This is a genomic window from Bifidobacterium [indicum] DSM 20214 = LMG 11587, assembly GCF_000706765.1.
Taxonomy (GTDB): domain Bacteria; phylum Actinomycetota; class Actinomycetes; order Actinomycetales; family Bifidobacteriaceae; genus Bombiscardovia; species Bombiscardovia coryneformis.
In genome coordinates this window covers 1,268,284-1,281,087 of the sequence record NZ_CP006018.1, presented here as the reverse complement: position 1 = coordinate 1,281,087, position 12,804 = coordinate 1,268,284, and the positions used below count along the sequence as shown (strand labels likewise).

General features: G+C 60.4%; 11 protein-coding genes. 9 read left to right on the top strand and 2 right to left on the bottom strand.

What is annotated here, in order from left to right:
- The first annotated feature begins 74 nt into the window (after positions 1-74).
- The gene (locus BINDI_RS05055; protein WP_052108833.1) at positions 75-635 is read left to right on the top strand and encodes a single-stranded DNA-binding protein; all 561 of its coding nucleotides are present in this window, start codon (positions 75-77) and stop codon (positions 633-635) included.
- Between the two features lie 58 nt (positions 636-693).
- Here BINDI_RS05055 and BINDI_RS05050 read toward each other — a convergent pair whose 3' ends face one another.
- Entirely contained in the window at positions 694-2,787 is a 2,094-nt protein-coding gene (locus tag BINDI_RS05050) for a M13 family metallopeptidase (RefSeq protein ID WP_033490510.1), read from the bottom strand.
- Between the two features lie 199 nt (positions 2,788-2,986).
- Here BINDI_RS05050 and BINDI_RS05045 point away from each other — a divergent pair, with 199 nt between their 5' ends.
- The 3 genes from BINDI_RS05045 (at position 2,987) to BINDI_RS05035 (ending at position 6,072) form a co-directional block, all read left to right on the top strand.
- Complete coding sequence (locus BINDI_RS05045) at positions 2,987-3,670, top strand: HdeD family acid-resistance protein (protein WP_033490508.1); 684 nt, start codon at positions 2,987-2,989, stop codon at positions 3,668-3,670.
- A 141-nt stretch (positions 3,671-3,811) separates the two neighbouring features.
- Positions 3,812-4,588: a type I methionyl aminopeptidase gene (gene map, locus BINDI_RS05040; RefSeq protein WP_033490506.1), complete on the top strand. Its 777-nt coding sequence runs from the start codon at positions 3,812-3,814 to the stop codon at positions 4,586-4,588.
- Positions 4,589-4,779: 191 nt separating this feature from the next.
- The gene (locus BINDI_RS05035; RefSeq protein WP_033490504.1) at positions 4,780-6,072 is read left to right on the top strand and encodes a citrate synthase; all 1,293 of its coding nucleotides are present in this window, start codon (positions 4,780-4,782) and stop codon (positions 6,070-6,072) included.
- Positions 6,073-6,140: 68 nt separating this feature from the next.
- On the opposite strand, the gene dapD is transcribed toward BINDI_RS05035, so the two are convergent.
- Positions 6,141-7,136 (bottom strand): 2,3,4,5-tetrahydropyridine-2,6-dicarboxylate N-succinyltransferase, encoded by a 996-nt coding sequence (gene dapD / locus BINDI_RS05030; RefSeq protein WP_033490503.1) that lies wholly within the window; start codon positions 7,134-7,136, stop codon positions 6,141-6,143.
- Between the two features lie 129 nt (positions 7,137-7,265).
- Here dapD and BINDI_RS07710 point away from each other — a divergent pair, with 129 nt between their 5' ends.
- The 5 genes from BINDI_RS07710 to BINDI_RS05010 all read left to right on the top strand — a co-directional run bounded on the left by BINDI_RS07710 (position 7,266) and on the right by BINDI_RS05010 (position 12,727).
- The gene (locus BINDI_RS07710) at positions 7,266-7,397 is read left to right on the top strand and encodes a hypothetical protein (RefSeq protein WP_258323549.1); all 132 of its coding nucleotides are present in this window, start codon (positions 7,266-7,268) and stop codon (positions 7,395-7,397) included.
- Positions 7,398-7,574: 177 nt separating this feature from the next.
- Positions 7,575-8,714: a peptide chain release factor 2 gene (gene prfB / locus BINDI_RS05025; RefSeq protein WP_033490501.1), complete on the top strand. Its 1,140-nt coding sequence runs from the start codon at positions 7,575-7,577 to the stop codon at positions 8,712-8,714.
- A gap of 126 nt (positions 8,715-8,840) precedes the next feature.
- Positions 8,841-10,298, top strand: a complete 1,458-nt coding sequence (gene ftsE / locus BINDI_RS05020) for a cell division ATP-binding protein FtsE (protein ID WP_081830807.1) — start codon at positions 8,841-8,843, stop codon at positions 10,296-10,298.
- Entirely contained in the window at positions 10,295-11,218 is a 924-nt protein-coding gene (ftsX, locus tag BINDI_RS05015; RefSeq protein ID WP_033490499.1) for a permease-like cell division protein FtsX, read from the top strand. The genes ftsE and ftsX overlap by 4 nt, the downstream gene beginning before the upstream one ends.
- A 90-nt stretch (positions 11,219-11,308) precedes the next feature.
- Positions 11,309-12,727, top strand: a complete 1,419-nt coding sequence (locus BINDI_RS05010; RefSeq protein ID WP_052108829.1) for a CHAP domain-containing protein — start codon at positions 11,309-11,311, stop codon at positions 12,725-12,727.
- Positions 12,728-12,804 lie beyond the last annotated feature (77 nt).

Below are 12,804 nucleotides of genomic sequence, written 5' to 3'. Positions count from 1 at the left end.
AGTCGGTTCTTCCGGTCAGGGCCCATCGAGTGGCATTCAACGGGGATACTCGGTCACAGCGAAAGAGGCAAGAGATGGCAGCCAACGAATCAAAGGTCAGCATGTTCGGATTTGTGGGGAAGGCCCCTGTGCGAATCGGGCAGCCAGAATCCGCTCCGGTATGTACATTCAGGCTGGGTTCCACCCCGGCCTATTACGACGCGGCCAGGGGAGCATGGGTCAGAAGGCCCACCTCCTGGATTACGGTCAAGGCTTTCAGAAACCTGGCTGTGAACCTGTTTCACTCTCTTCACAAGGGCGATCCCGTCATAGTGACCGGCAGCCTGGTTACCGAGGAGTGGACCAAGGAGGGGCAGTTGCATTCGGCTCTGGTTCTGGAAGCCGACGGGGTGGGTCATGATCTGAATCTGGGACAGGGTGCCTTCACCAGGGTCAAACCGGAAGAAGTTGATTCTCCGGGGCGCAAAGACCCCTGGGACGATAGGGCCGATTTGGGGGCAGGGAGCACTCGCGATGATTCGGAAGCCCTTGGAGCCGGCACCGGGGGAGGGGGTTCTCCAGGACAAGGGATGGCGGGGTCGGATACCGCAAATGAAAAGGCGAAGGCATCCACACAACCTGTGGATGCCTTCTGAACCTACGCGTCAGGTCCTGCCTGCGAGTTGACCGCAGTCATGACCGGAACCGCACGACCTACCAGATATGGACCCGGTCTTTCGGTTCCAGCCACATGCCGTCTGAGGTCTGCACGGTAAAAGCGTCATAGAACTTGTCGACGTTTCTGGCAATTCCGTTGGTTCGGAATTCGGCGGGGGAGTGGGGGTCGATCTGGAGATACTGCTCGGCCAGTTGGTCCCGGTTCTTGGTTCGCCAGATGGAGGCGTAGGAGAGGAAGAACCGTTGCAGGCCGGTATAGCCGTCCAGATACGGCGCCTGCTCCAGGGCCTCGTCCATCCCCCGGGCGCTGGTGTCGATATCGTTCCCCGTCCCGTCTTGCAGGGCCAGGGCATAGGCCTTGATGGCGATGTTTACCCCGCCCAGGTCGCCTATGTTCTCGCCGATGGTCAGGGCCCCGTTGACATGTGGTGCCTTATCGGGTTCGTCCGCGTACTTCTCCGCCAACTGTTCGGGAACGAATCCGTTGTACTGCTCTATCAATGCCTTGGTCCGCTTTTCGAAGTTGGCCCTGTCCTGGGGGGTCCACCAGTCGTTGAGTCTGCCGTCTCCGTCGTACTTGCTGCCCTGGTCGTCGAATCCGTGCCCGATTTCGTGTCCGATTACGGCCCCGATGCCCCCGTAGTTGGCGGCATCGTCGGCTGCGGGGTCAAAGAAGGGGGGCTGTAGGATGGCGGCAGGGAAGACGATGACGTTCAGGGTCGGTTCATAATAGGCGTTGACGGTCTGTGGGTTCATCAGCCACTCGTCATTGTCGACGGGCTTGCCGGCCTTGCCGAATTGATATCCGGACTCGTACAGGTTGGCCTGGCGTACGTTCTCCACCAATCCTGCATCCTCCGACACCCGCAGCGCCGAGTAATCGCGCCACTTGTCGGTGTAGCCGATTTTGGGAGAGAACTTGTCGAGCTTGGTCAGTGCTTTGAGTTTGGTCTCCTCACCCAGCCAGTCGGAGGTTGAAATCGAGATGCGGTAGGCCTCGATCAGGTTACCGACCAGCTCCTCCATGCGTTCCTTGCTGGACTGGGGGAAGTGCCGCCTGACGTATTCCTTGCCCACCTCTTCGCCGCTGATTCCGTTCACCAGGGAGACAGCCCGCTTCCAGCGGTCACGCATCTGGGTGGTGCCTGAAAGGACCTTTCCGTAGAAATCGAAGCGGGCCGTGTCGAAGTCCTCGGTCAGGAAGCTGGCCCACTCAATCAGGACGTGCACCCGGGACCAGAGTTTCAGATCCTCAAGGTCGCTCTCCTTCCAGAACCCGTTGAAACCCTTCAGGAAGGTCGGCTCATGGACGATGGTGTGGTCCAGGGCCGCGGCCAGGTCTACGGGCTGCCATGCCGACGCCGTGCTGGCATCGTAGGCCGCCTGCCAGGCCTTGATCCAGGCGGAGAGGTTGAAATCCGACAGGGTCTCCTGCAGCTGGTCCATGTCAGTGGGGTTGTAGGTCTTGTCCTCATCCCTGGTCGATACGTTGTCCCAGTGATGGGAGGCGATGCGGGTCTCCAGATCCAGGAACCTGTCGGCCTGGTCCATGGCCTGGCTCTGGTCAGGGGCATAGGCGGCCAGCCTCAGGAGCCTGGCGACCATCTCCTTGTACTCCTGACGGACCGACTGATAGTTGGTTTCGCGGTAATAAGCCTCATCGGGTAGTCCCAGTCCGGCCTGCTCGATGTGGGCCACGTTGGTGCCAGGGTTGCCCGGATCGCCGTAGATGGCTATTCCGAAGAAATCGGGGCCGCCGGTGGGATTGAGCCGCCCCAGGAGGGACGTCAGTGAGGTCTTGTCCCTGGCGGCGTCGATGGCTGCCAGGTCGGATCGAATCGGGTCCAGCCCCGCCGCCTCAATGGCTTGGGTGTCGAGGAAACTGCGGTAAAGAATGGCCGATTTGGTGGCGGGACTGTCTGAGTCCTCCAGGATGTCCCTGATCTGACTTTCGGCATCCTCGGCGAGTTTGTCGAAGGACCCGAACCGGGAGCGGTCCTCGGGAAGGGTGTAGGTATCGATCCAGGGCCCATTCACATAGCGGAAGAGGTCGTCTTGGGGCCGGATGACGGAAGAAAAGGATGTCGGGTCCAGACCGGACCTGACAGGTGATTGTGCTGCGTGTCTCATACCTTGCAAGCCTAACTGTTTTTTATGACATGGGCCATCAATGCCCACCGGCGCCTGGACCTGGTCGATCCAGGGCGGCATGGCATTGCGTAGGGTGAGCGCACGGATGAAAAACGCAGTCGGGACTTCTGCCTCGCCTAGACTGGGCATAGGAGCGCGCACCTGTACAGGTGCGCCAACACCATCTGAAAGGGGCATCATGTCAGATCCCAACCAGGGCCAGGATCCGGATTGGTACAGCGACGGGCAGTACCAGGGTCCGTACGGTAACGGGAATCCCCAGGCCGGATACCCGCGGTCGGGGTCCATGCCCACCATGGACCCCTTCAGACTGATTGTCGAGGACATGGCCGGCGGAACCATGAAGGCCATACGCATCGTGCTTGGGGCCATGGGCGCCCTTGGAGTGGTTCTTGGCCTGGCTCTGCTGCTCTGGCCCGATAAGACCCTGATTGCCCTGACCGTTATTCTCGGTATCTACTTCATCATCTCCGGTGTGGTCAGGTTGGCTACCTCCATCGTGGCCCAGGGTCTGCCGGGCGGATGGCGCATTCTGGGGATTCTCTTCGGCGCCCTGATTGCCATCGGCGGCATCGTCATCATCAAGAACACGGCCCTGTCGGCATCGGCCCTGACGATTCTGGTTACGATGATTGTCGGCATTGGCTGGATCATGGAGGGCGTCATGAGCCTGGCCGCCTCCTGGGGGATGCCTCACTCCGGTTGGGCCATCTTCTCCGGAGTCGTGTCGATCCTGGCCGGCATCTGTGTCATGATCTATCCGCTGGGTTCGGTCATGTTCCTGGTCATCTTCAGTGGATGCGCCCTTCTGGTTCTGGGCATCGTCTCAATTATCAGGGCGTTTTCGTTCGGCAGACGATGACCCTCGTTCCATCGGTCCCTATTGCAGGATAAGACTGATACCAGAGCATGGGTGGGCCGGGCGGAGCGACGGCCACTCAGACCTGGTAGCCGCAGAATCAAGGGCGGCGAGTGTGCGGAGAACCCGAAAGGATGTACAGGCATGATTGAGCTGAAGACCAAGCAGGAGATCGAGGAGATGAAGCCGGCCGGCAGGTTCGTTGGTCGTATCCTCAAGGAACTCAAGGCCATGAGCAAGCCCGGGGTCAATCTGCTGGACCTGGACAACCATGTCAAGGAGCGCATTCAGTCCCGCAAGGGGGCCACGTCCTGCTACGTAGATTATGCGCCAGACTTCGGCACCGGCCCCTTCGCCCACTACATCTGCCTCTCGGTCAATGACGCGGTCCTGCACGGTGTTCCCTTCGACTATGACCTCAAGGACGGTGACCTGCTTTCCCTTGACTTGGCCATCAATGTCGACGGGTGGGTCGGTGATTCGGCCATCAGTTTCGTGGTGGGTGATGATGCCGACCCCGAGGACCTTCGTCTGATCAAGACCACCGAGGATGCCTTGGCGGCCGGTATAGCCCAGGCCCAGCCCGGTAATCGTCTGGGCGACATATCCGCTGCAATCGGCGAGGTGGCCCACGAAAACGGCTACAGCGTCAACCTGGACTTCGGCGGGCACGGCGTGGGGCGCATCATGCACGGAGATCCGCATGTCCCCAATGACGGCACCCCGCATCACGGATACAAGCTGCGTCCCGGGTTGGTCATCGCCATCGAACCCTGGTTCCTGGCAACCACCGACGAGATATTCCAGGATCCCAAGGACGGCTGGACCCTGCGCTCAGCCGATGGTTCCCGCGGTGCTCACAGCGAGCACACCATCGCCATCACCGAGGACGGGCCGGTCATCCTGACCAGTCGGGACTGAACTCCCGCCACACCATGTTGCAGGACTTTCGCATCGCACGATTTGACATCATCTTCCGGTAACGGAAGGAGTGATTCCGTCTGTTAGTATGACCGAAATTCCGCGCCGGTATAGGGAAACACCGCATCGTCGCCAGGATCCTGGTGGCTGTACTGGCCAGACGGTCCGTCGGTTGCAGATGGAGGTGTCGGATGTCAACAGCCCATTTGGTTGTCGGAGATGCGAAGTTCGATCTCCCTCTGGTCGAATCCACCGAAGGACCCAAGGGCATCCTGGTCTCCTCCCTCCGCAACGACGGATGGGTCACCTTGGACCCGGGGTTCCTGACCACGGCCCAGTGCGAGTCGGCCATAACCTTCATTGACGGCAGACGTTCCATCCTGCGCTACCGGGGATATCCGATCGAGGAGCTCTGCGAGGGGTCGAACTTCCTGGAGGTGGCCTGGCTCCTGATTCATGGGGATCTGCCCGACAAGAGGCAGTATGACGAATTTCGCGAGCGGATACTCCACCACACCTTTGTCGGGGAGGACTTCCGTAATCTCCTCTCCTCCTTCCCCAGGAGCGCCCATCCGATGAGTGTCCTGGCCTCGGCGGTCAACGCCCTGGCCACCTTCCATCCGGATACCTGCGGATTCGGCGACCCCGACGGGTTCGAGGAGGCCTGTGCCATCATCATGGCCAAGGTCCGCACCATCGTTTCCCTGATCCACCGTCGTCGTCGGAACGAACCGCTCCTCTACCCGGATGAGACCCGTGGCTACGTGGAGGACTTCCTCAGGATGAGTTTCGCCATTCCCTACGAGCCATACCAGGTCAACCCGCTTATGGTCCAGGCGCTCGACAAGCTCCTTATCATCCATGCGGACCATGAACAGAACTGCTCCACCTCGGTCGTCAGGGTGGCAGGATCCGCCCATGCTAACCTGTATTCGGCTGTGGCGGCGGGTATAAACGCCCTCTCGGGGCCCCTGCACGGTGGTGCCAATGAAGAGGTGCTTCGACAATTGGAGGAGATTCGGGACTCGGGACTTGGCGTCCGCGCCTTTGTCGAGGAGTCCAAGAAGGAGGGGAGCAGGATTTCGGGCCTGGGACATCGGATATACAAGTCCTATGACCCCAGGGCCGCAATCGCCAAGAAATGGCTCTATGCCGTCATGGACGATGAGGTGAGCCAGCTGGGTTCAGCCGACAGGTCCCTCTTCGACGTGGCCCTGGAGTTGGAAGACATGGCCCTTCATGATGACTACTTCATCGAGCGGCATCTCTACCCCAATGTGGACTTCTATACCGGGCTGATTTATCGGGCCATCGGATTCGATCCCCAGATGTTCACGACCCTCTTCGCCTTGGGGCGCATACCTGGATGGATAGCCCAGTACCACGAGATGATGAACGATCCCACCTCGAAAATCGGACGGCCCCGTCAGGTCTATACCGGGCCGGGCAAGCGGGACTTCATTCCCATCGAGCAACGCCGGTGATCAGGGCATGCAAATGGACCGGCGAAGGAATCGAATCACTTCAACCGGTCCATTGTGGTGAGGCGGGGTCAGTTCGCGTGGAGGCTGTCGTTCAGTTCGATGCCCTTGGTCCGTAGACGGACCTGGACCTGTCCGGTCTGGGAGTTGCGGATGAAGAGCAGGTGGTCCCTGCCGCTGATTTCGGACCCCTTGACCGTGTCCTTCCTTATCCCCAGGAACTTGGACGCTTCACTTTCGGCACCCAGGGTGATCTTCGTTCCGGCGGTGACATAGAGGCCGGCCTCCACCACGCAGTTGTCGCCCAGGGATATGCCGATTCCTGCATTGGCTCCCAGGAGGGAGTGCTCGCCGATGGAGACCCGGTGTTTGCCACCGCCGGAGAGGGTGCCCATGATGGAGGCCCCACCACCGATGTCGGAACCATCGCCCACCACGACCCCTTGGGAGATGCGACCTTCGACCATGGAGGTGCCAAGCGTACCTGCATTGAAGTTGACGAACCCCTCGTGCATGACCGTGGTGCCAGGCGAGAGGTAGGCACCCAGGCGGACCCTGTCGGCGTTGCCGATGCGAACACCCGAGGGAACCACATAGTCCACCATCCGGGGAAGCTTGTCGATGGCGAGTACGGTCACGTCGGTTACGGGGATTCCCGGCATGGATCGGGCTGCGGTCCCGAGCAGGTCGGTCTTGCGCAGGGTGAAATCCTCAGGGGCGAAGGGGCCGTAGTTGGTCCAGACCACATTGGTCAGCTTTTCGAAGATCCCATCGAGGTTCATCGAGTTGGGCTTGGTCAGACGCATGCTGAGCAGGTGGAGGCGCAGGTAGGCATCGGCCGCGTCCTTGATGGGCTTGTCAAGATCGGACACCGTAAAGACGGGCTGCCTGCGGACACCGCGGGCATCAGGCTGGTCCTGCACAAGGTCCCCGAGCCCGTGTGCCGGACGATTCTCCGGACTGGGTGGGGTTGATATCTCCGCCTTGGGATACCAGACATCCAGGGTCCTGCCCTGAGCGTCCAAGCTGGCCAGACCCCAGCCCCATCCTGTAGCTGCTGCTGTCATCGCGACTCCTTACCTGTCGTCCGGCGGGCCATCCGGTCCTCGCGTGCTCCACTCAGGATAGAACAGGATCGGTTCAGGGCTCCGGGCGGTCTTGGAGGTTGGGACCGGTCCTGGCTAAGATGGTGCCCCGTGAACAAGTACAGGGATGAACGTGAGCGCCGCGAGCGCAGACGCAGGAATGTGGCCCGGGTGGTCTGCCTCGTCATAGCCGTCGCCCTCCTGGGTTCCCTGCTTGTTCCTGCTCTTTTCAGTGGTCTTTGACACCACGCTTGTCGGTCTGCCCGCAGGGTCCGCTGTCGGGGGAGTGGGGAGAGTGCCTGGTGGGATCGGCGCTGCTCCGGTAATGGGCGGTCGGGATGACCGTATCCGGATGAAACAGGTATGAAAACGTATGTTGTCGGCATGGTTCGGTGCCGACGTTTGGAATGGTGAAACAGTATGGCAGAAGTTGATTTTTCACAGGCTCTGGCTCAGGCCCGGGCAAAGTACGAGATGATCGCCAAGGCACTGGACCCGGAAGGTCTGCGCTCGCGGATTGCCGATCTCGAAAAGGAGGCCAGTGCACCCGGGCTTTGGGACGACCAGGAGAACGCCCAGAAGGTCACCAGCAAACTCTCCTCCCTTCAGTCCCAACTCAAGCACCTGGAGTCAGCCTCCAGCAGGCTGGATGATGTGGAGACCCTGGAGGAGCTGGGGCGCGAGGAGAATGACCGGGATGTCCTGGCGGAGGCCAACAGGGAGGTCGAATCCCTGAATTCCGACCTGGCTGACATGGAGATTCAGACGCTCCTCGACGGCGAGTACGACGAGCGTGCGGCCGTAGTGACCATCCGCTCCGGAGCGGGTGGCGTCGATGCAGCCGATTGGGCGCAAATGCTCCTGCGTATGTACATGAGGTGGTCCGAGCGGCACGGATTCAAGACCAAGATCATGGACACCTCCTACGCTGAGGAGGCCGGTATCAAGTCGGCCACCTTCCAGGTGGACGCTCCCTACGCCTACGGTAGGCTCTCGGTCGAGGGCGGCACCCACAGGCTGGTCCGTATCTCCCCCTTCGACAACCAGGGCCGCAGGCAGACCTCCTTCGCGGCAGTCGAGGTCATCCCCCTGGTGGAGCCCACCGATCACATCGATATTCCGGATTCGGACATCCGTGTGGATACGTATTGCTCCTCAGGACCCGGCGGACAGGGTGTCAACACCACCTATTCGGCGGTCCGTATCACCCACTTACCCACCAATATCGTGGTCACCATGCAGGATGAGCGCAGTCAGATCCAGAACAGGGCGGCCGCCATGGCCGTCCTCCAGTCCCGTCTTCTGGTTCTCCGTCACGAGGAGGAGGCCAAGAAGAAGAAGGAACTGGCCGGCGACATCAAGGCCAGCTGGGGTGACCAGATGCGTTCCTATGTGCTCCATCCCTATCAGATGGTCAAGGACCTGCGCACTGGCTATGAGACCTCGGATACCCAGGGGGTTTTCGATGGAAACATCGACGCCTTCATCGAGGCCGGCATACGTTGGCGCCACCAACAGCGTCGCGAGCAGCAGGAGGAGCGCGAGGCTGCCGGAGAGTGAACTCCGGCTCGACGACGTGGAGATGATGCCATGATTTCGCCCCTCGGGCCTGATTGGGTGCCTCTCCGGTGAGTAAGGTCGTATTAGTTGATAATGTCGGTGTGATTACCGGTGAACGGAGGGTCCATGGCGCTGATTTCACTTGATGGCGTGACCAAGATCTACCCAAGGGGGTCCCGCCCTGCCCTGGACAACATCAGTCTGGCAATCGATCGGGGAGACTTCGTCTTCCTGGTGGGCGCCAGCGGTTCCGGCAAGACCTCCCTGCTCCGTCTGCTCCTGCATGAGGAGGAGGCCACCGAGGGTGAGATCAGAGTGGCGGGGAACGACCTGCGGAGGTTGCGCAACAGCGAGGTCCCCGGTTACAGGCGTTCCATTGGTTTCGTTTTCCAGGATTACAAGCTCCTGACCAACAAAACGGTGTGGCAGAATGTCGCCTTCACCCTGGAGGTCATCGGTGCCCGTCGTTCCACCATCAAGACCCTGGTACCGCAGGTGCTGAAGACGGTGGGGTTGACCGGCAAGGAGGACAACTATCCTCACGAGCTGTCCGGCGGTGAGGCTCAGCGTGTGGCCCTGGCCCGTGCCTATGTGAACCATCCGCAGATTCTTCTGGCCGATGAGCCTACGGGCAACCTGGATCCAACCACGTCCCTGGGCATCATGGAGGTCCTCGATGCCATCAATCGCACGGGGACCACGGTGGTCATGGCAACCCACAACGAGGAGATCGTCAACTCCATGCGCAAGCGGGTGGTGGAGCTCCATGCCGGCAAGATCATGCGTGACCAGGCGCATGGCTCATACGATTCCTCGAAGTTCTTCCCCGACGCTGAGGTGGAGGCCAAGGCCCACCATGCCATCGGAGACCCGAATGACGGGGATGCTCTCGATGATGCCCGGCAGGGAGCACGCCCGAAGGTGCGCATCAGGGTTGAGGCTCCAAGAAACAAACCCATAAGCGATGGGACCAAGGGTGCCGTCGAGGTGGTAGAAGCCGTGGCTGAAGCCGTCCATGATTCGCAGTACGGGGATGAGGGAATAGCACGCCTGGCGAATTCCGTTCACTCAGGTCGGACCGGACGCTATGGGGAGGTCTTTACCTCCGTGGAGAACACCCTTACCTGGGGCAAGGGAATCAAGAATCTGGATGAGGCCGGACAGGCCCAGGAGGCGGAAACGGGCGCTGAATCCCGCCAGGGGAGCAGTTCGTCCGATGGGCAGGCTGTTGGGACCGATAGGCAGGCCGATGCGGGATCTAGGAAAATGGACGCGCAGGTGGACGGGACCCAAAAGACCGGTGGCATGGCCCAAGAATCGCCCGCTTCTCGAAGCGGGGTGGAACCAAATGCCGCCTATGACCGTTTCAGACCATCCACGGAACGGCCGGTCGTCTCAGACGGCGGGCCGAGCCAGGCCGCTGTGCGTGACTCTGCCAAGGCTCCGCATCCGACTTCCGGGCACCAGGTGAAATCCGCAGGCAAGGCGGGCACCGTCCCTGTCCAGGCGCCGCCCGCCCCTCCGTCCCCGCCTTCGCAACCAGGGGCGGCAAAGGAACGTGTTCAGGAGGACGATAGGCAATGAGACTTCGGTTCATTCTTTCCAGCACCTGGGATAACCTCCGACGGAACGGGTCCATGATTCTCTCCGTCATGTTGGTGACCTTCATATCCTTCCTCTTCATCGGGGCCTCAGGTCTGATGCAGGCCCAGATCACCAAGGCCAAGGGGGACTGGTACGAACAGGTCGAGGTCGTTGTCTGGCTCTGCCCGGACGGGACCAGCCAGGCCACATCATGCGCTACCGGCAAGGCTCCGACAAAGGACGAGATCGTCAAGTTGGAAACCACGATTCGCAACGAACTTCATGACTCGGTGGCAAAAATCACCTACCAGAGCCGTGATGAGTTCTTCAAGAACACCTTCCTTAAGCAGTACCCCAACGGGACCTATGAAGGCCGAACCCTGACGGCGGCCGATATGCAGGATTCCCTCCGTCTGAAACTGAAGGACCCGACCAAGTATCAGGTGGTCTCCGAGGTGCTGAATGGGCGTGACGGGGTCGAGGAGGTCTCCGACCAGCGGCAGATATTCGACCCGGTGTTCAAGATCCTGAACAGGGCGACCGTGGTCACTCTGGTCCTGGCCGTGGTCATGGTGGTGGTGGCCATCCTCCTCACCGGTACCACAATCAGGATGAGTGCCGCCTCAAGAAAGAATGAAACGGAGATCATGCGTCTGGTCGGTGCTTCGAACTGGACCATCCGCCTTCCCTTCATCCTCGAAGGTGTCGTTGCCTCCTTCCTGGGATCCCTCCTGGCTGTGGGGGCCCTGAGTGCCATCGTCAAGATCTTCATCACCGATTGGCTGGCTCAAACCGTTCAATGGATGCCGTATATCAACCAGACGACGGTCATGGTCATGGCCCCGGCCCTGATCTTGGGCGCCATGGTCCTTTCCACTCTGGCGTCCTCCATCTCCCTGCGCCGGTATCTCAAGACCTGAGAGGTCTTGTGATGAGATTCCCGGGAATCTCCTGCCGGAAAGAGAAACTGACATAATGTGTACTGATTACTTGGAAGTGAATGAAAGGCCATGAACATGAAGCGTGCGAAGCGGATTGACACGGCGCTTGGCCTCGTGCTGTCTCTGTCGACCCTGGTGGGCACCCTGGCCTTTGGGTATGTCAACCAGGTGCCGCAGGCCCAGGCCGCCCCGACCTGGTATGACCTCCAGCAGAAGGTGCGGAACAATGAGGCTCTGAAGAGCCAGCTGGCCGGCGTGAACGAGGATTTGGCCAACCAGATTCTCAGTTTGAACGATCTGAACTCCAACCAGATTCCCGCAGCCCAGAAGGAAGCCCAGGACGCCCAGCAGAATGCGGAGCAGGCCAATAGCCTGGCCCAGGCCACCAATGACCGTCTTGAGGCGGCCAGGCGAGACAAGGCTGACCTGGAAAAGAAGATCAAACAGACCGGCATTGATTATGACGATGCCAAGGACGGCGTGGCCCAGATGGCCCGCAAGGGGTTCCATGGGTCCGATGCCTCCCAGGTCATGGACATCGTGACCAAGTCGTCCAGTACTCAGGATTTCGTCGATAAGATGCAGTCCGACGCGGCAGTAACCAGATCCGAGACCAACGCGGCGAACGATGCGGCCAATGCACTGAATTCCTCCATGAACCGCAAGGAGCGATTGGAGGCCATCGAGAAGCAGATCACGAGTCTAAAAGCAAAAGCCGACCAGCAGGCCGCCGAGGCGCAGCAGGCTGCGGCCCAAGCCCAGGCCAAGCAGGACAGTCTCCAGGCCCTGCGTGATCAGGGTGCCCAGGTCAGGGCTGAGCTGGAAAGTCAGAAGGGTATGTTGACAACCCAGGCTGCCCGTGAAGCTGCTGACATTGTGGCCACCCAGTCGATGATCCAATCCCTGAACCAGCCAGGTATAGGTGGGTCCGCGAACCCTTCGGCGGGTGGTGCCCAGCAGATCGGAGGCGGCGGGGCGCGTCCTCCTGCAGCTACTCCTCCCTCCGGTGGTGGCGGCGGTAATGCGGGCGGTAACGGTGGTGGTGGCTGGGCCAGCGGTATGAACTACGCCGTTCCCGGTAACTGCCCTGCAGGATCGGGATACTGCTACGGACACTCCACCGGGAACACCGTTGGCGGTTCCGCCTATGACGACCGCCAGTGCACCTTATGGGCGTACATCCGTCGTTCGCAGCTCAGCCTACCTGTTGGTTCATACATGGGGCATGGGTTCCAGTGGGCGAATACGGGCCGAAAACTGGGCTACCTGGTCAACAACATCCCGCACAAAGGTGCCGTCATGGTCTTCGCCAGGGGTCAGCGTGTTGGGAATTGGAATGCCGACTGGACCTATGGACATGTTGCAATAGTGGAGCGTGTTAATGCTGATGGTTCAGTGGAGATTTCCGAGGGCGGGACGGGCTTCGCCTCTTTCCCCGCCTCTGAGACTGTTTATGGGTCCAGCAACTACCAGTACGTGCACTACTGATTTCCTGCTTCCGAATTCGGTCGGGAACCGCAGTTTGTTGCAGGCGCCTTCCTTTCGGGAGGCGCCTTTGTGCTATT

Coding starts and splice junctions, on each gene's coding strand:
- BINDI_RS05055 (WP_052108833.1), top strand. CDS start 75: ATGGCAGCCAACGAATCAAAGGTCAGCATGTTCGGATTTGTGGGGAAG.
- BINDI_RS05050 (WP_033490510.1), bottom strand. CDS start 2,787: ATGAGACACGCAGCACAATCACCTGTCAGGTCCGGTCTGGACCCGACA.
- BINDI_RS05045 (WP_033490508.1), top strand. CDS start 2,987: ATGTCAGATCCCAACCAGGGCCAGGATCCGGATTGGTACAGCGACGGG.
- map (WP_033490506.1), top strand. CDS start 3,812: ATGATTGAGCTGAAGACCAAGCAGGAGATCGAGGAGATGAAGCCGGCC.
- BINDI_RS05035 (WP_033490504.1), top strand. CDS start 4,780: ATGTCAACAGCCCATTTGGTTGTCGGAGATGCGAAGTTCGATCTCCCT.
- dapD (WP_033490503.1), bottom strand. CDS start 7,136: ATGACAGCAGCAGCTACAGGATGGGGCTGGGGTCTGGCCAGCTTGGAC.
- prfB (WP_033490501.1), top strand. CDS start 7,575: ATGGCAGAAGTTGATTTTTCACAGGCTCTGGCTCAGGCCCGGGCAAAG.
- ftsE (WP_081830807.1), top strand. CDS start 8,841: ATGGCGCTGATTTCACTTGATGGCGTGACCAAGATCTACCCAAGGGGG.
- ftsX (WP_033490499.1), top strand. CDS start 10,295: ATGAGACTTCGGTTCATTCTTTCCAGCACCTGGGATAACCTCCGACGG.
- BINDI_RS05010 (WP_052108829.1), top strand. CDS start 11,309: ATGAACATGAAGCGTGCGAAGCGGATTGACACGGCGCTTGGCCTCGTG.